This window comes from Bacillus sp. JK62 (assembly GCF_053663455.1).
In genome coordinates, this window is sequence record NZ_JBSJQA010000002.1 from 475,048 (window position 1) to 495,959 (window position 20,912).

The following is a 20,912-nucleotide window of genomic DNA, read 5'->3' on the forward strand; positions in this document are numbered from 1 at the left end:
TAGAAAGCTGCTCAAACATCGAACCTGGTTTAGCCTGCTTCATTTACGGTAATAAAACAAGAAAGCGATACTGGAGGATGACAAGAGATGAAGGTACATTCGGGAGCGGACTGGCTGTGGTACCAGCTCGGTCCGCATGAAAAAACGGAAGCGAAAAAAATGATCCATCACAATCACTGGCCGCAATGCGAAAAGTGGTTTGAACATGAAAATCATATAAACTTTCTGCGCTCAGATACAAATGATCAGAATAATGAAGCGGTTTTCGGATCTTTAATCTATCATCAAGGATTAGATGATGAAAAAAACCATACCGTATTTCACTTTTATATTACGAGAGACTTCTTTTTTACGATTAATTTTGATTTTTCGCTGCTGCGCGGTGTAAAAGAAAAGCATGCCACACAGCAGATTCAAACCTGTGAAAATCCGATTGAAGGCTTTTTTGTTCTGCTGGGAGAGCTGATGAATTCCTATCTGATCGGACTGGATGAATTTGAAGTCAAGCAGCGGACGCTGAAATGGCAGATTCATGATGACAACAGCAAAGGAATCTTGGAAAATGTGCATAAACTGCGCCATGAGCTGTTCATTTGGAAAGGTCTTACACTGGGAGCTAAAAAAGTGGAAATGGCTTTAAAAGAAGCGTTTCTCCCGAAAAATGACAGGCAGAAAGATTACCTCAGGGCTCATCATAAGATGGAAAGAGGGATTACATATATCAATGAGTTTGATCAGGAACTGAGCAATCTGCTGCACGCCGAGGAAGTCATTACCTCCCAAAGAGGAAATGAAATTGTGAAAGCCTTGACGATCTTTACAACTCTCTTTACACCGATGACCGCGCTTGGAGCTCTCTGGGGGATGAACTTTGATAACATGCCGGAGCTTCATTGGAAATATGCGTATATCTGTTCCATCGTGCTCATTATTGTATCAACCCTGCTGATTTATATTTATCTGCGGCAGAAAGGCTGGACAGGAGACATTTTGAGGGAGCATCAAAAAAAATATTTGCGGAAAGAAAAGAAACGCTAAGAAGAGCAGGCATACGCCTGCTTTTTTGATGGCTGAAAATGGCCGAATGGTTCCGGATTTCATTCAGTAAATCAAAGTCAGGGGGCTTATTTTTTATTTTTTTACGTTTTACACAGTGTAAAACGCATAATCTCTCCTTTGCCGGCTTTTGTGTATCTGATTTACAATACGTGCGGAAGGAGGAAAGTCTTGTGAAAAATATTGAAACATACAGCAGGAACATCATAAACGAGGCCTATACGGCAAGGGCTTCAGATATACACATTGTGCCGAGAGAAAAGGATGCTTTCATTCATTTTCGCATCGGGCATGCTCTTGTGAAAAAAAGAGTCTTAAAAAAAGAGGAATGCGTAAGGCTTATTTCTCATTTCAAGTTTTTATCGGCCATGGATATAGGAGAAAGACGTAAGCCGCAAAACGGGTCATTGTCTCTGCCGCTTCCGACGGAAACCGTTCATTTGAGAATGTCAACCTTGCCGACAATGAATGATGAAAGTCTTGTCATCAGGCTTTTGCCTAAGCGGCAGATTCCCCCTCTGGATAAACTGTCTTTATTTCGGGGGGCGGGCGCCGCACTATTGTCCTTTCTGAAGCATTCGCACGGCCTGCTTCTGTTTACCGGACCGACCGGATCTGGAAAAACGACCACCCTTTACTCGCTTGTCAACTATGCAAAAAGGCATTTCAACCGGCGGATTGTCACGCTTGAAGACCCCGTAGAAACAAGAGATGAGGATGTGTTGCAAGTTCAGGTGAATGAAAAAGCCGGAGTCACATATTCCGCCGGTTTAAAAGCGATTTTAAGACATGATCCCGATATGATCATCTTAGGTGAAATCAGGGATGCCGAGACGGCTGAAATCGCAGTCCGCGCGGCCATGACGGGACACCTCGTTCTTTCAAGCCTGCACACAAGGGATGCTAAGGGTGCCATATACAGACTGTTGGAGTTTGGGGTGAACATGACAGAAATTGAACAAACCGTCATTGCCATTGCCGCTCAGCGTCTGGTTGATTTAACATGTCCGTTCTGCAAAGAGGAAAACTGTTCGGTGTACTGCCGGATGTACAGGCAGACACGCCGTGCGGGCATTTATGAACTGCTCTACGGGAAAAACCTCACCCAATGCTTTCGGGAAGCAAAGGGAGAGCACGCCAATTTTCAATATCAGACGCTCCGCAGGCTGATCAGAAAAGGAATCGCGCTCGGCTATGTCACAACCGACAATTACGATCGGTGGGTGTATCATGAAGCGGATTAAACGAACCTGGCCGTTGAAGGATCAAGCGGCTTTTTTGAAAAGGCTCGGTGAAATGACGGAAAAAGGATACAGTCTGATTGAAGGGCTCAGACTGCTGAAACTCCAGCTGCATAAACGTCAGCTTGCAGAGCTGACGGACGGAATCCGCCGGCTGAGGGAAGGTGATGCGTTTTACGAAGTGCTTGAGGCACTGTCTTTTCATAAAGAAGCCGTCTCTATCTGCTATTTCGCAGAGAAACACGGAGAATTGCCGGGGGCGATGAAACAAAGCGGCGAATTATTACAGAGAAAGCTCATGCAGACGAATCAAATCAAAAAAATGCTCCGGTATCCGATGTTTTTAATTTCTTCCGTCTGTGTCATGTTTTATATCCTGCAAAGTTTAATTATTCCGCAGTTTTCTGGGATTTATCAATCAATGAATATGAATACATCCGGTGCGACTGCTTTCATCTTTGCGTTTTTTCGGCATTTTCATGAAGCCTGCGCACTGGCGCTGTCCGCCGCTTTCTGCTTGTTTTTGTACGTTTGGTTCTTATGTAAGAAAAAATCCCCGCAAGATAAAATGCTCATTGTTGTGAAAATACCCCTCTTAGGAAAAGCGGCCGTTCTTTTTAACAGCTACTTTTTCTCTTTACAGCTCAGCAGTCTTCTGAAATCAGGCCTTTCTATCTATGACAGCTTAACAGCTTTTAAAGAACAATCTTTTCTGCCTTTTTATCGTGAAGAAGCAGAGATGCTCATTACACGTCTGAAAGCCGGAGAAACCATAGAATCCGCTCTTTCCGGGCATCCGTGTTATGAAAAAGATCTTGCGGCTGCAGTCAGCCACGGACAGGCAAACGGCCTGCTTCACCGCGAACTTTATACGTACAGCCAGTTTATGATGGAGCGTCTTGAACAAAACGCGGCGAAGTATACCGGCATTCTCCAGCCTGTCATTTACGGTGTTGTGGCCGGTATGATTTTAATTGTCTACATGTCAATGCTGATGCCGATGTACCAGATGATGAACCAAATGTAAGGGAGTGCTTCGTCTGAAAAATCAAGATGGATTTACTTTAATTGAAATGCTGATCGTTTTATTTATCGTTTCCATTCTGCTTTTAATCACCATTCCTAACGTTACAAAACATAATCAAAGCATTCAGCATAAAGGCTGTGAAGGACTGCAGAATATGGTGAAAGCCCAAGTGACGGCGTACGAAATCGACCATGAAGGTAAAATGCCGGATATGAACGATTTACAATCAGAGGGGTATATCAAAAAGAATACAGCCTGCCCGAATGGTAAACAGATCTTAATTAGTGGCGGAGAAGTTACAGTTGAACAATAACAGGCGGACAGAAAACGGGTTTACCCTTCTTGAAAGCCTGATTGTGTTAAGCCTGGCGTCCGTCCTGCTGACGGTTTTGTTCACGACGGTTCCGCCGGTCTGCACCCACCTTGCCGTGCGGCAAAAAACAGAACAGCTTCAAAAAGATATTCAGCTTGCGCAGGAAACGGCTATCGCAGAACATAAAAGAACAAAAATCACTTTTCTTCCAAAAGAGCATAAATACAAACTGCAGTCAGCCGGAAGGATTGTCGAGCGTTCTTTTGATTCGCTTCACATTACACTTGTGACTTTACCGGAGAGCCTTGAATTTAACGAAAAAGGCCATCCGAATTCGGGAGGAAAGATTCAATTGAAGAGCGCCGGGTTCACCTATGAGATCACAGTTTACTTAGGGAGCGGAAATGTCCATGCTAAACGGAAATAAAGGGTTCTCTACTATTGAAACACTATCAGCAATGGCCATTTGGCTGTTCCTTATGACGTCTATCATTCCGGTCTGGACGGGCATGCTGACAGATGGTCTGAAAATAGAAGATCGCCAGGAAGCGTACCAGCTTCTTCAGAAACATATCAGCACTTATATGATGACCGGAAAAAAGCCGCCGTCTCCCGGTGTGAAGTGGAAGGAGGATGGTGAGTATTACAAAGTGTGTGCGGCTGACCGCGGCGAAAAAGAAATGTGCCTCAGCATTCTCAAAACAGACTGGCTTTACGCTTCTTAATGTTTTGTTCTCCTTGGCAGTCTGTCTTTTCCTATCAGGAACCCTGGGCCCGATTTTACATCTGTTTTTATCAAACCGGACCGATAACGGCGGATTAGACAGCCGGGAGCATCAAATTGCCGTTCAGCAGATCATGAACGAATGTAAACAGGCTGAGACTGTGAAGCCGGCGGACGGCGGATTGGCGTTAGCATGCCGGAAAACAGGGGGCGAAGAAGTGCGTTTTGAAATTTATCATAAGATGATAAGGAAAAGAGTAAACGGAAAAGGCCACGTGCCGATCCTGCAAAACACGGCATCATTAACGGCTGATGTGAAAAACGGCCTGCTCTTATTAGAGATCTCAAGCGTTACAGGTAAAAAGAATCAGGCGGTCATTCCGGTTTACAGCTCTTTAAAAGGTGATTAAATGCACAAATCTGACGGTTTTATATATCCCGCGATTCTGTTTGTTTCTGCCGCAGTTTTACTTGTCATCAGCTATACTTCATCTGATTTCATCACCCGAAAAACATTTGCGAAAGAGGCCGGGGAGTACTGGATCGGAGAGAATCTGCTCCAAAACGGCGCGCTGCTGTCAAGCCGCCATATGACACAGGGACAAAAGGTCCAAACTGGTACACAGCGTTTTCCGTACGGAACTGTTTCCTTCCACATCACCGGGAGTGATCGCCGGGAAACGGTTCAGGTTACAATTCAGGCCGAAACAGTGTCAGGCACGAGACGCGAGGCTCACCTTTTGTTCGATCAGAAGAAGAAACAGCTGATTCAATGGACGGAAGTATAAAAAAGAGGCGGCGGGACAACACTTCATAGTAAAGACAGCACTATGAGGTGAGAGCCGTGAAAACAAATGATTATGTAAAATATATGACTGAGCAATTCGTTAAATATTTCGATACGCCGAAACAGGAACGGAGAGAGCGAAAAGAAGTGCGGAAAGAAAAGAAAGTGCCGGCTTCTCAGCACTGGTTCGGAATATTGCCGTACAGTTTTAAGCTGTGGATGCAACGAAAAAAATAAAGTGAATCACACGAAAGGTCCTCCTGTATCAGGAGGGCCTTATTGGTATTCCTCAATGACGGCAATTTTATTTACCTTTTGGCTGTAGGGATTAAAAGAAATCGTAACAAACACACCAAATTCTTTTGCGCCATCCCGCAATGTCAAGTGGTATTGTTTGACTGCTTCATCCGTTCTTTTCCGATCCCACACCTTTTGAATAAATAATGTTTGGGCGAGCGGATACCTTTTTTTAGCTTCTTTTTCTGCTAACTTTTCCCATTTTGATTTATGGTGAACAGCATAATAAGGCACCGTTTCCGCCTGAGCTGTTCCTGAAACCCCGAAAACAAGAAGAGAAAGGCAAATCAGACTTTGTGTGATCATCATTCTTCGTCCTTTCGCTGTATATACTTTCCATTTTGTTCTAGTCACCTCGTTATTTTCTCACGTTTTATTAGAAAAAATTCCAAAAAGGTGTGTAATTTGAAGCAAAACGATGTTTTTGAAAGATACCATTCTTAAAAACGAACAATTTGACCGATTTTGACATTTTTCAAGACGATAATCCTTGATTATACTTTGTTCATGCGGTTCTTTAAAAAGAACGGTTGTCATATTTATTAACAGTTTTACAGGGGGTAAGGCATGTTCCGATGGTTGCGAATGGAAAAAAAGGGCAAGGTGAGATGGCGGATGATGCTATTTTTACGGCTTTCGTTCATTTTTTGCCTGTCCGTGACGATATGTGCTCAGTTCACAGGTGATACAAGTTCCTCCTTCAATGATGTGAAAAGCTTCAGTCTCCCGGTTCAAACGTGCGGAGATTTTCAATATACGGATGACGATTGCCGTTATGACGAACGCTGGGATCAGAGTGATTTACATATAACAAATCAAACTGATACGTCAGGCACCGTGTGTGCGCCGCTTCAACTCTATGCCGAGCTGGAGAATAAGGGAAAAGAGCGGACTGTTTCTGACTGGAAATGGGAGCTCCATAAAATCGCTTCTCAGCAGCAGCCTTTACGAAACGGCAATGTTGTGGATAAAGGGCTTATTACTGATAAAAAAAGCAAAACGATTTATAAAATTGAGTCAAAGCGGTCTTTGCAGCCGGGCATATACGCATTCAAGGTTTACAAGCCTGAAGGGTATCCGGCGGACGAAGAAAAATTTGAGTGGTCAAAACCGATGAAACTCGTCAAATGCCGGGAACAGGCAACCGTTTCCGAGCTAAAGAAAACGGAGAAAGAGCCGGCTGAGCCGGTAAAAGAAAGCGGGGAAGAACATGAAAAAAACGCTGAAACTGATCAGTAATATTTTGTATGCCGTCATCTTCAGTCTGATTATTGTGCTGACGTTAACGGTGATTTCGACCCGGGCTTCCGGGGGTGAGCCGGCCATCTTCGGCTATACGCTGAAATCCGTGCTGTCGGGTTCAATGGACCCGGAATTTAAGACGGGTTCGCTCATAGCGGTAAAGAAAATTTCTGACGTGAATGACTTAAAAAAAGGGGATGTGATCACCTTTACGCAAGATGACGGAACAGCCGTCACACACAGAATAATCGGGATCACAAAAAAGGACGGGAACCTGCTGTTTGAGACAAAAGGGGACCATAATGCCGCCCCGGATGCCGCACCCGTTCAAGCTGAAAAAGTGGCGGCCCAGTATACGGGATATCAGCTTCCGTATGCAGGATATGTCATACATTTGGCAAGCCAGCCGATCGGAACGGCGATTCTGTTAATCGTTCCCGGCGTCATGCTTTTGATTTACTCAATAACAGTCATCGTCAGCGCCCTCCGCGATATTGAGCGGAAAACGAAAGCGCTGGAAGAACATGCGAAAAAGGGAACCATCTCCACATGAATACGGTTGCAACCTGGCGACAGGATTTGATAACAAAAAATAAAAAGTAAGGGGAGTACAAACATGGGTATGAAAAAGAAATTAAGCTTGGGCGTTGCCTCTGCCGCACTCGGTTTAGCATTAGTAGGAGGAGGCACATGGGCCGCATTTAATGATGTGAAGTCGACGGACGCTACATTTGCGTCAGGAACACTTGATTTATCGGCTAAAGAACAATCAGCCAATGTCAATTTGTCAAACTTAAAACCAGGTGATAAATTGACGAAAGATTTTGAATTCAGAAACAACGGTTCACTTGCCATTAAAGAAGTGCTGATGGCTTTGAATTTTACTGACTTTAAAGGAGCAAAGAAAGGAAATGAATCTGCGGAGGATTTCCTCAGCCAGTTTGAAATTACGGTTCTGACAGTCGGTAAAGAAGGGGGCAACGGCTATCCTAAAAATATCATTTTAAAGGCGGCCAGCCTGAAAGACTTATACTTAATGTCAACAAAACAGGATAAAGCAGCTGCCGAAGCGATCAGCAAGCACATTGATCCGAAATTCCTGAGTGAGAGCGGAAAAGTCAATGTGGCAACCATTAACGGCAAAACAGCTCCTGAGTACGACGGAGTTCCGAAAACGCCTGCTGATTATGACCAGGTGAGAATGGAAATCCAATTTAAAAATGACACCGCAAAAACTGCGGACGGATTAAGTGTGCAAAACAAGTTCCAAGGCAATGCGATTTCTCTTCAATTCTCTTTTGAAGCAACGCAATGGAACGGCTTGACCATTACGAAAGATCATACGGATAAAGACGGTTACGTCAAGGAAAATGAAAAGGCTCACAGTGAGGATAAAAACTAATCCGAAAGTCGGACAGTTAAAAGAGGAGTTGTGCACATATGGCGGCACTACTCCTCTTTTTGCGCTTTTCTCCATTTTTGATAATCTAAAAATTCACGAAATTGTTTTTTTGATACCCCGGATGTCATCGCATCGCGAACTAATTTCTCCCATTCACTATCTAATTGACCATCGTATTCGGTTTCATGTTTTTCATCAAGTAAAGTATGAACCGAGACGTCCAGAACAGCGGAGACTTTTTCGAGAAATTGAATGGAGGGGTTCGTCTGTAAATTTCGTTCTATTGAGCTTAAATAAGACTTCGCTACCCCAGCTTTTTCAGCTAGTTCTGATAGTGAGTAGCCTTTTTCTTTTCGGTATTGTTTAATACGCTGGCCAATCAATGTCATCACCTTCCTTGTGATATTATAGCACATTCAGAAAGGATTTACGGTATGACTTCTGGCTGCCTGGATATGTTGAGAAGACTTTTTATGCGAAAGCAGGTATTTGCGTATTTCTTCTAGGCTGATATTTGCTTTTTGGGCTTCTAATATCAGATCAACCCATTCCTTATCTAATTGCGAAAATTCCATTTTTGCATTTTTCATGCATTTTCTCCTCCTAAAATACTTGTTTATGTATTTCAGCCAATCCGCCCATGACCTTATCTTTACATGTCTGGAAGTGATTCATCGCATGCGAAACGCCAGAAATTTTTTCTATATACTTTTATTATAATATAGAATTTCCAGAAAAAACGGGAAAGGTGTCGAATGGATAACGCTTATCCAGAAAAATTACTTTGCAGGAAAAATAAACCGCCATTTTCAATCTGAATGTGAATTTTCGGCTGATATAAGGCTTTCAGCGCTTGTTTTTCCAAATGGTATTCCTCAGGTTTTTCTTCTGTCTGCTCATAAAACTGATCGAGAAGCCTGAGGTCCTTTTTCCATCTGGCGATCGCGCTGTCAGCCCAGTCTGACGGCTCTTTGGCGGCAGCGTCTTTTAAGTAATGCTCGATCCTTTTAATCCCGCTTTCCGGCTTAATCATCGGCGATATGGTAAAGCAATAGTCTGATATTTGCGAGGTCAGCGGAAGCGGTGCAAGCTTCTGCTGAAACCCTTCTATAATTGTTCCAGAAACAAGATGCAGGCCTAAAGACAAAAGTCTGTCTTTTTTCATGTCGGATTGGTATGAAATCACTACATTTAATCCAAGCCAGGGCTGAAGCGGCACTCTGGCTCCGGCTGATACAATTTTCTCATATATTCTTGTAAATCTCCCATTTTGTTTAACTGCTTGAAAGATTTGAAAGAGGCGCGGGGCTCCAAAGTAAATAAACTCGCCGTCCATATCCTCCGGAGCCGTTTCTTTATCAGTGATGAACGTAATCTTCATCGGGTTCGGTTCGCCGCCCGTTTTTTCACGCCAATGCCAATAAAACGGGCGGTTCATAATTTGTTTGTCCATCTCGACCGTCAACTGAACCGTCATAAAACCCGGCCCGTGTTCTGTAATCGGGCAGTGGTTCGCTTCAAAAAAGCGCAGTAAAAATTGGTGAACCTCCTGCTGTCTCATGTCGCGCTTCCTCCTTTTTAAGAGCCTTTTTTTGTGGCGGGCTTTTCCGTACTGTACGACAGAAAAGAGGTGAGATTGTCCATTTTGATTCTCATTTCCTCCTCTGTCAGCGAATGGCATAAAATATCATGCAAATGGTCTTCAAAATTGCTCACTTTGATTTTTGTTAAAATGTCATCTAATTCTCCGACGACATTTTCAAATAAATGAATTTTGTCATACAGAAGTTTTAAGATATGCTCTTCCACCGTATGTTTTGTCGCCATATTGTAGATATGGACATCTCTTTCCTGACCGAGTCTGTGAATCCTTCCGATTCTTTGTTCAAGCCGCATCGGGTTCCACGGGAGGTCATAATTGATAATATGGTTGCAGAATTGCAGGTTGATCCCTTCGCCTCCTGCTTCTGTAGCGATCAGCACCTGCACTTTGCCGCGGAAGAGATCCTTCATCCAGTCTTTTTTTCCGCGTTTAAATCCGCCTCTGAACGGAACGGAGCTTATGCCGTTCTGCTGAAGGAACCATTGCAGGTAAATCTGTGTCGCCCTGTATTCAGTAAAAATAATGACTTTGTCATTAATCTTTTGGATCAAGTCAACAACTTGAATCGCTTTTGAGTTTTGCGTGACTTGATTGATGCGGTCCATTAAATTAGCGATCGTCTGTTCATCGAATGCGGGCGCTTGTTTGTCTTTTTGGTCAAGCATTTTTTTGAGCGTCATATACACGGCTTCCCTGCTTGAACAGCACTCTCTTTGCAGCGTCATAATGGAAAATGCGCTTGCGGGCTTTTCCGTGCCGTTTTTCAGTGCGGCAATGTCATCGTAAAGCGCCTGTTCCGTCGGTGAAAAGGTGATCGGCACTGTTTCCACGTGGCGCTTCGTCCATGTAAGGCCGGTGTCGCTCCGCGTGTTGCGGATCATCACCTTATTGACGAGTTCTTTCAAATGCTCATGAGCGTCAATCCCGTCCTTCTGATTGAAGGTTTCTTGAAATCCGCTTTCGTTTCCTAAATGGCCGGGCTTTAACAGTGACACTAAATTGAAGATTTCTTCGATCCGGTTTTGAATCGGCGTCGCCGTCAGAAGCAGGCAGTATTTCTTCACAAGACTTCTCGCAAATTCATAATTTTTCGTTTTGCTGTTTTTGAGCTTGTGCGCCTCGTCAATAATGACGAGATCATACGGAATAGAAAGGACAATGTCTTTGTGAGGGGAGCGTTTGGCCGTATCAATAGAAGAAACGACGATATCGCACTGTTCCCACACATAGCTTTTCTTCTGTTCAACAGCGGGTATTAAAAACTTCTCCTGAAGCTCTTTCACCCACTGGGAAACGAGTGATGCCGGCACAAGAATCAGGATTTTTTTGGCCAGCCCGCGAATCATATATTCTTTTAAAATCAGGCCCGCTTCCACCGTTTTTCCGAGCCCTACTTCATCAGCCAAAATCGCCTTGCCGTTCATTTTTTCAACGACTTTCTGCGCGACCTCAAGCTGATGGGGAAGCGGAGTGAAATCGGGAAGGTACAAAGGAGCCCTCAACCCTTCGAATTCAGGAATGGCAAGGGTCTGCTGGACTTCAGCCGACAGTTTGTACATCTCCCAATTTGACCAGGGACCGTCCGTTTTCAGCCGCTCAGAAAACTCTCCCGGCCAGTTTGCATCAAATATGATCTCTGCTGTCATATGTAACAAAACCGCCTTTCTTTTAAAAAACTGATTTATCATAATTTTTGTTGCCGGACGTAAATGAGGGTGGTAGGATATAAGTAATGATTTCACTAAAAGATATTGCTTTAGTATGTCCATAAAATTGGTAAATATGAGCGAATGACAGCAAGGGGAGAGACTCGGACGAAAGATGGGCGTCCGGGCGCCGAAGGAGCAAACTGCGGAGTGAATCTCTCAGGCAAAAGAACTCTTGCTCGACGCAACTCTGGAGAGTGTCTGCACTTAGAAGAAGCAGGCCACCAAAGGGGACGTCTTTATGATATGTTCATAAAGTAAACTTTCAGGTGCCGGGACAGAGAAACCTTCATTTTCATGAGGTGTTTCTCTGTCCTTTTTTATATGTTTTTACAATGCGCCAATGACTGAAGGGGGAAGATGATGCTGAAACGAACACCGCTTTATGACGTGTATAAAGAATACAGCGGAAAAACGATTGATTTTGGAGGATGGGAGCTGCCGGTTCAATTTTCTTCTATTAAAGAGGAGCATGAAGCCGTCCGCACAAAAGCGGGACTGTTTGATGTGTCTCATATGGGGGAAGTTGAAGTATCCGGTAAAGACGCCCTGTCTTTTCTGCAAAAAATGATGACAAATGACGTTGCCGATTTAAAGCCGGGAAACGCGCTTTATACCGCCATGTGTTATCCTGACGGCGGTACGGTCGATGATTTGCTGATCTATCAGAAAAGCGAGAGCTGCTATCTGCTCGTGATAAACGCGTCTAATATTGAAAAAGACGTCGCCTGGCTGACGGAACATGCGGAAGGCGACGTCACGCTGACGAATCAGTCTGACGGGATTTCACTGCTTGCCGTTCAGGGGCCGAATGCCCAGACGGTTCTTGCGAAGCTGACTGAATGTGATTTGTCCTCCTTAAAGCCGTTTACATTTATTGACGAGGCGGACGTTGCCGGATGCCAAGTCCTGCTTTCAAGAACGGGCTATACCGGTGAAGACGGGTTTGAGTTATATTGCCGCAATGAAGATGCGGTTCATCTATTTAAGGAGATACTTGCAGCGGGAGAGCATGAAGGCCTCGTTCCGTGCGGCCTCGGCGCCCGTGATACGCTGAGATTTGAAGCGAAGCTTGCTTTATACGGTCAGGAATTGACGAAAGATATTACACCGATTGAAGCCGGAATCGGATTTGCCGTGAAACACAAGAAAGATTCCGATTTTTTCGGGAAATCTGTATTGCGTGAACAGAAAGAAAAAGGAGCCCCGCGAAAGCTGGTCGGACTTGAGATGATTGAAAAAGGGATTCCGAGACACGGGTACGCCGTGAAAAAAGACGGTGTTCCGATCGGGGAAGTCACGACAGGCACGCAATCTCCGACTTTAAAGAAAAATATCGGCCTTGCCTTAATCAAAACGGAATTCAGTGAAGTCGGAACGGAAGTAGAAGTGGAAATCCGTAAAAAAACGGTAAAAGCGAAGATTGTCCGCACACCGTTTTATAAACGTCCAAAACAGAGCTGAAAAAGGAGAGTCATATGAAGCATCGATATTTGCCCGCGACAGAACAGGATAAAAAAGAAATGCTGAAAGCCATCGGCGCAGAAACAATTGATGAACTGTTTGCTGATATTCCGGAAGATGTGAGGTTTCAAAAAGACTACCAAATTAAACAAGCAAAATCTGAAACGGAGCTGACGAGAGAGCTGACAAAGCTTGCGGCGAAAAATAAAGACGCTGTTACATATGCATCTTTTCTGGGCGCAGGAGTGTACGATCACTACCAGCCGGTTATCGTCGATCATGTGATTTCCCGATCAGAGTTTTACACGGCATATACGCCTTACCAGCCTGAAATTTCACAAGGGGAGCTGCAGGCGATTTTTGAATTTCAAACGATGATCTGTGAATTAACGGGAATGGATATCGCAAACTCCTCTATGTACGACGGGGGAACGGCGCTTGCGGAAGCGGCGATGCTTGCGTCGGGACATACGAAAAAGAAAAAAATCGTCATTTCCGCAGCCGTTCATCCGGAATCACGGGATGTTTTGAAAACATACGCAAAGGGCCAATATATTGAGGTTGTAGAGGTGCCCGCGAAAAACGGCGTCACAGATCTTGAAGCATTGGAACATGCCGTTTGTGATGAGACGGCCGCCGTGATCGTTCAGTATCCGAACTTCTTCGGACAAATCGAGCCGTTAAAGGACATTGAGCCGCTCGCACATAAAGGAAACAGCCAGCTGATTGTTTCTTCAAACCCGCTCGCGCTCGGTATTTTGACACCGCCCGGGGCATACGGAGCTGATATTGTCGTCGGGGACGCGCAGCCTTTCGGCATACCTGCGGCGTTCGGCGGCCCGCACTGCGGCTATTTTGCAGTAACGAAAAAACTGATGAGAAAGGTGCCGGGCCGGCTTGTCGGCCAAACGGAGGATGAAAACGGTCGAAGAGGTTTTGTTCTCACTCTTCAGGCGCGCGAGCAGCATATCAGAAGAGACAAAGCCACGTCTAATATTTGTTCAAATCAGGCGCTGAATGCTTTAGCGGCTTCAGTCGCGATGACGGCGCTCGGAAAAAACGGCGTCAAAGACATGGCCCGCCAAAATATATTGAAAGCTGATTACGCGAGACGCCAAGCGGAAAAAGCCGGCTTGCACGTAGCATTTGACGGCCCGATATTTAATGAATTTGCCGTCAGGCTGAATCTTCCCGTCAAGGAAGCAAACCGGCGGCTCCTGCAAGACGGCATCATCGGCGGATATGACTTAGGTCTTGCGTATCCGGAACTGGATCAGCATATGCTGATTGCCGTCACAGAGCTGAGAACGAAAGAAGAGATCGATTCGCTTATTGCGGGATTGGGGGATCAACATGAATAATCAAGATCAGGCGCTTATTTTTGAAATGTCCCGCGAAGGGCGTGTCGGTTACAGCCTTCCGGAGCTTGATGTGCCGGAAACAGAGCTTGAAAGCCTTCTTCCCGGTGACTATATCCGCGATGAAGACGCAAAGCTGCCGGAAGTATCAGAGCTTGATATTATGCGGCATTATACCGCTCTTTCTAAGAGAAACCACGGAGTTGATTCAGGCTTTTATCCGCTCGGCTCCTGTACGATGAAATACAATCCGAAATTAAATGAAAAAATTGCCCGGTTTGCAGGTTTTTCCGCTATTCATCCGCTTCAGGACGAGGACACAGTTCAGGGGGCGCTTGAGCTTTTATACGATTTAAGCGGACACTTGGAGGAGATTACGGGCATGGACGAGGTGACGCTGCAGCCTGCGGCGGGCGCTCACGGCGAATGGACCGGCCTGATGATGATCCGCGCCTACCACGAAGCGCGGGGAGACTTCGGACGGACGAAGGTGATTGTCCCTGATTCAGCCCACGGTACGAATCCGGCATCCGCCACGGTCGCCGGTTTTGAAACGATTACCGTTAAGTCAAATGAGCACGGGCTGGTTGACATTGAAGATTTGAAAAGAGCGGTAAACGAAGAAACAGCGGCGCTGATGCTGACGAATCCGAACACCCTTGGGTTATTTGAAGAAAACATTACGGAAATGGCTGAAATCGTCCATCAGGCCGGCGGAAAGCTTTATTATGACGGAGCGAATTTAAATGCCGTTTTAAGTAAAGCAAGACCGGGAGATATGGGATTTGACGTCGTTCACCTTAATCTGCATAAAACATTTACCGGGCCGCACGGCGGGGGAGGACCGGGCTCAGGGCCGGTCGGAGTGAAAAAAGAATTCATTCCGTATCTGCCGAAACCCGTTCTCACGAAAAAAGAGGGCCGTTTGACTTTTGACTATGACCGGCCGCAGTCGATCGGGCGCGTAAAACCTTATTACGGCAACTTCGGCATTAATGTCAGAGCCTACACGTATATCCGTTCCATGGGGCCTGACGGCTTAAAAGCTGTGACCGAAAACGCGGTTTTAAATGCAAATTATATGATGAGAAGACTCGCGCCTTATTATGATCTCCCGTTTGACCGTCATTGCAAGCATGAATTTGTGTTATCGGGAAGAAGGCAGAAAAAGCTCGGCGTAAGAACGCTTGATATTGCCAAACGGCTTTTGGATTTCGGCTATCATCCGCCGACTGTGTATTTTCCTCTCAATGTTGAAGAAAGCATCATGATCGAACCGACGGAAACGGAATCGAAGGAAACGCTTGATGCGTTTATAGATGCCATGATTCAAATTGCGCGGGAAGCGGAGGAATCGCCTGAAATCGTTCAGGAGGCGCCGCATACAACAGTTGTCAAAAGAATGGATGAAACCAAGGCGGCAAGAAAGCCGGTTTTAAAATACGAACGTACACCTGACGTCAGCCGCTGACACGGTATAAAAAAAGAGCTTCCGTATAAAACGGACAGCTCTTTTTTCATGATTAGTTTTTTGCTTTAATTTTTCCGCCCCATTTTTTAAATCCGCCTTTCAGGTTGTAAATATCTTTGCAGCCGTGTTTGCGGAGCGTCTGTGCCGCGCGTCCGCTGCGGACATTGTTTTGGCAGTACAGATAAACGGGTTTATCAGGACGGATTTCACTTTTGCGCTGTTTCAGCTGTGACAGCGGAATGTTGCGCGCGCCGAGAATATGGCCGCCTTCAAATTCATTCGGTTCACGGACGTCAATCAGCTGCGCTTTTCTGTAGCCCGCGCGGAATTCCTCTTCCGTAAGTGTTTTCATTAAACGCTGCTGGTAAAAATACGACACGATCATATAAACGATAAACGCCGCAACAATAATTAAAGCAATCATATTAGACAATGCGATTCTACTCCTTTAGCTTATAAAATCAAAACCCTGCTTCCTGAAAACAAGGCTTACCGGACGTTTTGGGACAAATACTATTATAGTAAAGCATGAAGCGATTGTCATCCTTAATGAAACGAAATATTTTTCATTTTCAAGGCAGTTTGTTAAACTGATTTTATTAAAACGATAAAGAAGGGTTCAGTATATGGAAAAAGAAACATGGCGGTTTATTGACTCAGGGAATGAAAGCCCGGCATTTAACATGGCGCTGGATGAAGCGCTTTTATATTGGCACAGCCAAAAGAAAATTCCTCCGGTGATCCGATTTTACGGCTGGAATCCGGCAACTTTGTCTGTCGGGTATTTTCAAAATATTAAGAAGGAAATTAACTTTGACGCAGTACATAAACACGGCCTCGGGTTTGTCAGAAGACCGACAGGCGGACGGGGTGTTCTGCATGATAAAGAATTGACATACAGCGTAATCGTTTCAGAGGATCACCCGGAAATGCCGGCCACGGTGACAGAGGCGTACCGGGTGATTTCAGAAGGTATTCTGCAGGGATTCAGAAACCTTGGACTTGATGCCTGCTTTGCGATTCCGCGAACGGAGAAAGAAAAAGAAAGCTTGAAAAATCCGCGCTCGTCCGTCTGCTTTGATGCGCCTTCGTGGTATGAACTGGTCGTCGAAGGACGGAAAGTTGCCGGAAGCGCACAGACACGCCAAAAAGGCGTCATTCTTCAGCACGGTTCCATCCTGCTTGACATTGATGAGGATAAACTGTTTGATCTGTTTTTATATCCGAGCGACAGAGTCCGTGAGCGCATGCAGCGGAATTTCAAAAACAAAGCGGTAGCCATCAACGCCTTAGCGCCGAAACGGGTAACGATGGATGAGGCCAGAATCGCTTTTAAAGCCGGTTTTGAGGAAGGGCTGAACATTCATCTTGAGCCTTACACACTCACGTCTGAAGAGCTTGCATTTGTCAATGAGCTGGCTGAGACGAAATACGCGTCTGATGAATGGAATTATAAGCGCTGATAAGGCTTGACAGACCGGAAGCATCCTTGTTTTTTCATGACCGTTAGTGTAAACTTGTAATGGTTTATAAAGTTAAGGTGCTTTTTGGGAGGGTTACTTATGACAACACCAAGTATGGAAGATTATATTGAACAGATTTATATGCTGATAGAAGAAAAAGGATATGCACGGGTTTCTGATATCGCGGAAGCTTTGGCAGTCCACCCCTCCTCTGTAACGAAAATGGTTCAAAAACTAGATAAAGACGAGTATTTGATTTATGAAAAATATCGCGGGCTCGTATTGACGTCAAAAGGCAAAAAGATCGGCAAACGGCTCGTATACAGACACGAATTGCTTGAGCAGTTTTTAAGAATCATTGGTGTTGATGAAGAGAAGATTTACAATGATGTTGAAGGAATCGAACATCATCTGAGCTGGAACAGCATTGACCGCATCGGCGACCTCGTTCAGTATTTTGAAGATGACGAAAGCCGGAAAAAAGAATTGAAATCCGTACAGAAAAAAACCGAAAATCCCGGTGAATAAAGGGCAGCCCGAAATGGGGCGCCCTTTTTTTAATGTCTTCATTCTTTGGTCTATTTCGCCCAGCCGTTTCTTAAAATAATAATACACCTTGAGATGGAAGGGAGAGGGCGCGCTATGCAGATTGACGGCGTATTTTCGGGAGGGGGGATAAAAGGGGTGGCGCTTGCCGGCGCTTATGAAGCGCTGGAAGAAAAGGGCTTTCGCTTTGAAAGGCTCGCCGGAACAAGCGCCGGCGCGATTATTGCCGCATTTATCGCTGCGGGCTATACGAGCAGAGAGGTTCATTCCATCATAGATGAGGTGGACGGAAGGCAATTGCTTGATCAGAGATGCTCATTCCTCCCGCTGAAAATCCTGCAGTGGGTGTCGATATATTGGCGCCTCGGACTATACAGAGGCGATATGCTGGAAAAATGGATTGCGGATAAATTAAAAGCGAAGGGCATCATCGCGTTCGGCGATTTGAAAAAAGGCTCGCTCCGTCTCATCGCTTCAGATCTGACGAACGGAACGATGATCGTGCTTCCTGACGATCTTCCCCGCTACGGATTAAATCCGGAGATGTTCCCGGTTGCCAGAGCCGTCAGAATGAGCTGCAGCATTCCTTATTTTTTTGAACCGATAAAACTGAAGACCGAAAAAGGCACCTCAACGGTCGTTGACGGCGGTGTGTTAAGCAATTTCCCGATTTGGCTGTATTCAAAAGAACGCAAACGGCCGGTCATCGGAATTTCGCTTTCGCCCAACGAAAAAGAGCGCCCGAAAAAATCAATCCGCAACGCTTTTGAGCTGTTCGGGGCTTTGTTTGAAACGATGAAAGACGCTCATGATGCCAGGCATATCGCGACAAAGTACGAACAGAATATTATTTTTATTCCGGTGGAACATGTGATGGCGACGGAGTTTCATCTCACACCGCAAAAAAAACTAGCTCTCATTGAGCTAGGAAAAAGCAGAACAGAGCAATTTTTGAAGCAATGGAGCTATTAAAAAAGCGCTCTGTTTTTCTTTTTATTCTTTTTGCCTTCTATGACGGTAAGCTGGGTCTGGCTTTTTTTCTTAAGAATCATCGGCTTCGGTCTGCTGCTGCTCGGCACGCTCCGCAAATGGCTGACCCGGCCTCTGTGTCCGGCGCGGTGCTTCGCTTTTTGCTCCTTCATTCGGAGCCGCGATTGTCTGGCCGCTTTTTTGAAAGCGGTTCCGTCACGGCCGGTGCGGCGGTTCAGGACCGTCCTCACGATAAAATAAATAATAACGCCTGCGATAATAACGGTGATCGCTCTTGAAATCATCTGCCCGGGGTTGGTTACCGCCGCATAAATGAAACCGAATGCGCCAAGCGCTATCAATACAGCAAAAAAAGGTTGTACACGATGATTCATAACTGCCCACCTCCAAAATAATAACGGTAACGGTTCAGATTACGTTGTGAGACGGCTTTTCGCTCTGTTCTGAAATGTCTTCCAGTCTGAGAAGCTCGTTAAAGCTTTCTATGGCAACCTCGACCTGATCATCCGCCGGTTCCTTTGTCGTCAAAAGCTGCAGCCACAGGCCGGGGTAACCGAGCACTTTCAAAACGGGGATATTCCGCACTCTGTTCGTCAGCTGGAGCACTTCAAAGGAGATGCCGAGAACGACCGGTATAAGCGCAATCCTGTCTAAAATCCGCAGCCAAAGCGGATCTGTCGGAACGAGTAAATAGACGAACATGCCGACAATGATCGTAAATAAAATAAAGCTTGAACCGCAACGGTAATGAAGCCGTGACTGTTTCTGAACATTTTCTGTTGTAATTGGCAAATTCTGTTCATAACAGTTTATGACCTTATGTTCGGCTCCATGATATTGAAACACTCTTTTAATTAACGGCGTCATTGATAAAAAATAAATGTAGCCGAGAAGCAGAATCAGCTTAAACAGACTTTCGATTCCGATCTGCGCGGCGTCTGAGGAAAATACGGGCCTTACAAGCTCCGCTAAGAAGACCGGGACGAGCGTAAAAACGAATTTGCTGAACAAAAACGACAGAACGCCGATCACCGCCAGGCTGAAAAACATCGATAAGCCGGAACCCTTCTTATCTTCCTGCTCCAGCTTGGCGTCATCCTGAGGATCAAGCCCGTAACGTTCGCTGGAAAAGTTTAAATGCTTTGTGCCGTTGGCGCTCGCCTCAATGATGGCGACGATTCCCCGCAAAAAAGGAATCTTTTTTAAAGCCGAAAGCTTGGCGTTCGGCACTCTCGGAAGCTTGAAAAAATCAATGCTTCCGTCATTCCTGCGGATGGCGGTAACATAATTTTTTCTGCCGCCGAACATGACCCCTTCAACGACAGCCTGCCCGCCGTATGCAGGGGGCGTTTTTTGTTTGGACATTGTTTATCAACCTGCCTGTTTTCTTAGGATTTACTAACCATTTCCTTTCACTCTATTGTACAGGAAACCGCGGTAAACCTCTAGTTAGACAGCCGGAAAATCAATGCTTTTTCTACATGCAGTATACCCCGTTTCTTTAGATTTTACTCATTGAATGAAAATATGGCGCAGCTTTTTATGACTTTTTAATTTTTGGGCAGTCTATGACTGGAGGTGCCATGATGACAAGCGAAAAACATTCAGAACAGGAAGAAAAAAAGAAGCAGGATGATAATCAGCAGCCTGTTTCATTTACCGGCAGAATTTGCGGTATCGGATTTGCCGGCGGTGTATTTTGGAGTTTGATCGGCTATCTCGGGTATGTCTTTCATTTTTCAGAGATCAGCCCCAACATGATTCTTCAGCCGTTTATGATCGGAGAATGGAAAAAACAATGGCTAGGCACGATGGTCAGCATCGTTGTCATCGGATTCATTTCAATTGCCGGGGCGTTTATTTATTTCGTCTGCCTGAAGCGTTTTAAAACCATGTGGCCGGGGATGGTGTACGGCGTCATTTTATGGTGTGCGGTTTTTTTCTTATTCAATCCGATTTTCGAAGATGTGAAATCCGTCACTGAATTGAAATCAGATACAATCGTGACGACGCTTTGCCTTTACATTCTGTACGGTTTGTTTGTCGGCTACTCAATTTCCTTCAACTACAATGAACTTACGTCAGACAAGCTTGCAAGGGCGCTCGGCAACAAGTGAATAAGTGTATAATCCCTGTCCGGTATGGTAAAATGTTCACGAGAAGTGAACATTTTTTGTGCTGAAAACCGGGCGGGGATGCTCCCGCGTTGTCAGGCGGCAGTC

Annotated in this window: 27 protein-coding genes and 1 riboswitch; of the genes, 19 read left to right on the forward strand and 8 right to left on the reverse strand. The window is 45.3% G+C overall.

The features are described 5' to 3' along the window. Positions 1-87: 87 nt before the first annotated feature. The 9 genes from ACWJJ4_RS07625 to ACWJJ4_RS07665 all read left to right on the forward strand — a co-directional run bounded on the left by ACWJJ4_RS07625 (position 88) and on the right by ACWJJ4_RS07665 (position 5,385). On the forward strand, positions 88-1,038 hold the full coding sequence (locus tag ACWJJ4_RS07625) for a magnesium transporter CorA family protein (RefSeq protein WP_003153082.1): 951 nt from the start codon (positions 88-90) through the stop codon (positions 1,036-1,038). A 191-nt stretch (positions 1,039-1,229) separates the two neighbouring features. Beyond that, positions 1,230-2,300: a competence type IV pilus ATPase ComGA gene (gene comGA, locus ACWJJ4_RS07630; protein ID WP_070082113.1), complete on the forward strand. Its 1,071-nt coding sequence runs from the start codon at positions 1,230-1,232 to the stop codon at positions 2,298-2,300. After that, entirely contained in the window at positions 2,287-3,324 is a 1,038-nt protein-coding gene (comGB, locus tag ACWJJ4_RS07635; protein ID WP_063174751.1) for a competence type IV pilus assembly protein ComGB, read from the forward strand. Before comGA ends, comGB begins: the two co-directional genes overlap by 14 nt. Before the next feature lie 4 nt (positions 3,325-3,328). Beyond that, on the forward strand, positions 3,329-3,637 hold the full coding sequence (gene comGC / locus ACWJJ4_RS07640) for a competence type IV pilus major pilin ComGC (RefSeq protein ID WP_003153087.1): 309 nt from the start codon (positions 3,329-3,331) through the stop codon (positions 3,635-3,637). Then, a complete protein-coding gene (comGD, locus tag ACWJJ4_RS07645) occupies positions 3,627-4,064 on the forward strand; it encodes a competence type IV pilus minor pilin ComGD (protein WP_025852922.1) in 438 nt (145 codons plus the stop codon). The genes comGC and comGD overlap by 11 nt, the downstream gene beginning before the upstream one ends. After that, on the forward strand, positions 4,048-4,362 hold the full coding sequence (comGE, locus tag ACWJJ4_RS07650) for a competence type IV pilus minor pilin ComGE (RefSeq protein WP_015388003.1): 315 nt from the start codon (positions 4,048-4,050) through the stop codon (positions 4,360-4,362). The genes comGD and comGE overlap by 17 nt, the downstream gene beginning before the upstream one ends. A gap of 13 nt (positions 4,363-4,375) precedes the next feature. Next, positions 4,376-4,771 carry a competence type IV pilus minor pilin ComGF gene (gene comGF / locus ACWJJ4_RS07655; RefSeq protein WP_077722593.1) on the forward strand — a complete coding sequence of 132 codons (396 nt, stop codon included), beginning with the start codon at positions 4,376-4,378 and terminating at the stop codon, positions 4,769-4,771. Then, positions 4,772-5,149 carry a competence type IV pilus minor pilin ComGG gene (gene comGG / locus ACWJJ4_RS07660; RefSeq protein ID WP_182069279.1) on the forward strand — a complete coding sequence of 126 codons (378 nt, stop codon included), beginning with the start codon at positions 4,772-4,774 and terminating at the stop codon, positions 5,147-5,149. 56 nt (positions 5,150-5,205) lie between these two features. Further along, a complete protein-coding gene (locus ACWJJ4_RS07665; protein WP_003153093.1) occupies positions 5,206-5,385 on the forward strand; it encodes a YqzE family protein in 180 nt (59 codons plus the stop codon). A gap of 39 nt (positions 5,386-5,424) precedes the next feature. Here ACWJJ4_RS07665 and ACWJJ4_RS07670 read toward each other — a convergent pair whose 3' ends face one another. Further along, positions 5,425-5,754: a DUF3889 domain-containing protein gene (locus tag ACWJJ4_RS07670; RefSeq protein WP_003153097.1), complete on the reverse strand. Its 330-nt coding sequence runs from the start codon at positions 5,752-5,754 to the stop codon at positions 5,425-5,427. Between the two features lie 258 nt (positions 5,755-6,012). Between ACWJJ4_RS07670 and tapA the strand changes: the two genes are divergently transcribed. The 3 genes from tapA (at position 6,013) to tasA (ending at position 8,089) form a co-directional block, all read left to right on the forward strand. Then, positions 6,013-6,684, forward strand: a complete 672-nt coding sequence (gene tapA, locus ACWJJ4_RS07675) for an amyloid fiber anchoring/assembly protein TapA (protein ID WP_165409565.1) — start codon at positions 6,013-6,015, stop codon at positions 6,682-6,684. Then, positions 6,656-7,240, forward strand: coding sequence for a signal peptidase I SipW (sipW, locus tag ACWJJ4_RS07680; RefSeq protein WP_012117977.1), 585 nt, complete (start codon positions 6,656-6,658; stop codon positions 7,238-7,240). The genes tapA and sipW overlap by 29 nt, the downstream gene beginning before the upstream one ends. Before the next feature lie 63 nt (positions 7,241-7,303). Then, on the forward strand, positions 7,304-8,089 hold the full coding sequence (gene tasA, locus ACWJJ4_RS07685) for a biofilm matrix protein TasA (protein ID WP_007408329.1): 786 nt from the start codon (positions 7,304-7,306) through the stop codon (positions 8,087-8,089). Between the two features lie 47 nt (positions 8,090-8,136). On the opposite strand, the gene sinR is transcribed toward tasA, so the two are convergent. From sinR to ACWJJ4_RS07705, 4 genes are all read right to left on the reverse strand, one after another. After that, on the reverse strand, positions 8,137-8,472 hold the full coding sequence (sinR, locus tag ACWJJ4_RS07690; RefSeq protein ID WP_003153104.1) for a transcriptional regulator SinR: 336 nt from the start codon (positions 8,470-8,472) through the stop codon (positions 8,137-8,139). A 33-nt stretch (positions 8,473-8,505) separates the two neighbouring features. After that, positions 8,506-8,679 carry an anti-repressor SinI gene (sinI, locus tag ACWJJ4_RS07695; RefSeq protein WP_454021547.1) on the reverse strand — a complete coding sequence of 58 codons (174 nt, stop codon included), beginning with the start codon at positions 8,677-8,679 and terminating at the stop codon, positions 8,506-8,508. A 176-nt stretch (positions 8,680-8,855) separates the two neighbouring features. Next, positions 8,856-9,650, reverse strand: coding sequence for a YqhG family protein (locus tag ACWJJ4_RS07700; protein ID WP_326359456.1), 795 nt, complete (start codon positions 9,648-9,650; stop codon positions 8,856-8,858). Positions 9,651-9,667: 17 nt separating this feature from the next. Further along, a complete protein-coding gene (locus tag ACWJJ4_RS07705) occupies positions 9,668-11,338 on the reverse strand; it encodes a DEAD/DEAH box helicase (protein ID WP_060562612.1) in 1,671 nt (556 codons plus the stop codon). Positions 11,339-11,482: 144 nt separating this feature from the next. Next, a riboswitch (glycine riboswitch) is annotated at positions 11,483-11,583 on the forward strand. Positions 11,584-11,761: 178 nt separating this feature from the next. Here ACWJJ4_RS07705 and gcvT point away from each other — a divergent pair. From gcvT to gcvPB, 3 genes are read left to right on the forward strand one after another with little or no spacing between them, the layout of a single operon-like run. Then, entirely contained in the window at positions 11,762-12,862 is a 1,101-nt protein-coding gene (gene gcvT / locus ACWJJ4_RS07710; RefSeq protein WP_454021548.1) for a glycine cleavage system aminomethyltransferase GcvT, read from the forward strand. Positions 12,863-12,876: 14 nt separating this feature from the next. Continuing rightward, on the forward strand, positions 12,877-14,223 hold the full coding sequence (gene gcvPA, locus ACWJJ4_RS07715; RefSeq protein WP_326362813.1) for an aminomethyl-transferring glycine dehydrogenase subunit GcvPA: 1,347 nt from the start codon (positions 12,877-12,879) through the stop codon (positions 14,221-14,223). Then, positions 14,216-15,691 (forward strand): aminomethyl-transferring glycine dehydrogenase subunit GcvPB, encoded by a 1,476-nt coding sequence (gene gcvPB, locus ACWJJ4_RS07720; protein ID WP_014305403.1) that lies wholly within the window; start codon positions 14,216-14,218, stop codon positions 15,689-15,691. Before gcvPA ends, gcvPB begins: the two co-directional genes overlap by 8 nt. A 52-nt stretch (positions 15,692-15,743) precedes the next feature. Here the strand turns inward: gcvPB and ACWJJ4_RS07725 are convergent, their stop codons facing one another. Next, a complete protein-coding gene (locus ACWJJ4_RS07725; protein WP_007408335.1) occupies positions 15,744-16,124 on the reverse strand; it encodes a rhodanese-like domain-containing protein in 381 nt (126 codons plus the stop codon). Positions 16,125-16,317: 193 nt separating this feature from the next. On the opposite strand from ACWJJ4_RS07725, the gene ACWJJ4_RS07730 reads away from it, so the two are divergent. The 3 genes from ACWJJ4_RS07730 (at position 16,318) to ACWJJ4_RS07740 (ending at position 18,672) form a co-directional block, all read left to right on the forward strand. Beyond that, positions 16,318-17,154, forward strand: a complete 837-nt coding sequence (locus ACWJJ4_RS07730) for a lipoate--protein ligase family protein (RefSeq protein ID WP_003153114.1) — start codon at positions 16,318-16,320, stop codon at positions 17,152-17,154. 99 nt (positions 17,155-17,253) lie between these two features. After that, positions 17,254-17,682 (forward strand): transcriptional regulator MntR, encoded by a 429-nt coding sequence (mntR, locus tag ACWJJ4_RS07735; RefSeq protein WP_007408338.1) that lies wholly within the window; start codon positions 17,254-17,256, stop codon positions 17,680-17,682. Between the two features lie 114 nt (positions 17,683-17,796). Continuing rightward, positions 17,797-18,672, forward strand: a complete 876-nt coding sequence (locus tag ACWJJ4_RS07740) for a patatin-like phospholipase family protein (RefSeq protein ID WP_015388011.1) — start codon at positions 17,797-17,799, stop codon at positions 18,670-18,672. On the opposite strand, the gene ACWJJ4_RS07745 is transcribed toward ACWJJ4_RS07740, so the two are convergent. Together ACWJJ4_RS07745 and ACWJJ4_RS07750 are read right to left on the reverse strand one after the other, a co-directional pair. Next, positions 18,669-19,064 (reverse strand): SA1362 family protein, encoded by a 396-nt coding sequence (locus ACWJJ4_RS07745; RefSeq protein ID WP_017418130.1) that lies wholly within the window; start codon positions 19,062-19,064, stop codon positions 18,669-18,671. The genes ACWJJ4_RS07740 and ACWJJ4_RS07745 overlap by 4 nt on opposite strands. Positions 19,065-19,098: 34 nt before the next feature. Next, a complete protein-coding gene (locus ACWJJ4_RS07750; RefSeq protein WP_070082104.1) occupies positions 19,099-20,055 on the reverse strand; it encodes a DUF1385 domain-containing protein in 957 nt (318 codons plus the stop codon). Positions 20,056-20,276: 221 nt separating this feature from the next. Between ACWJJ4_RS07750 and ACWJJ4_RS07755 the strand changes: the two genes are divergently transcribed. Then, positions 20,277-20,807 (forward strand): YqhR family membrane protein, encoded by a 531-nt coding sequence (locus ACWJJ4_RS07755; RefSeq protein WP_454021549.1) that lies wholly within the window; start codon positions 20,277-20,279, stop codon positions 20,805-20,807. Positions 20,808-20,912 lie beyond the last annotated feature (105 nt).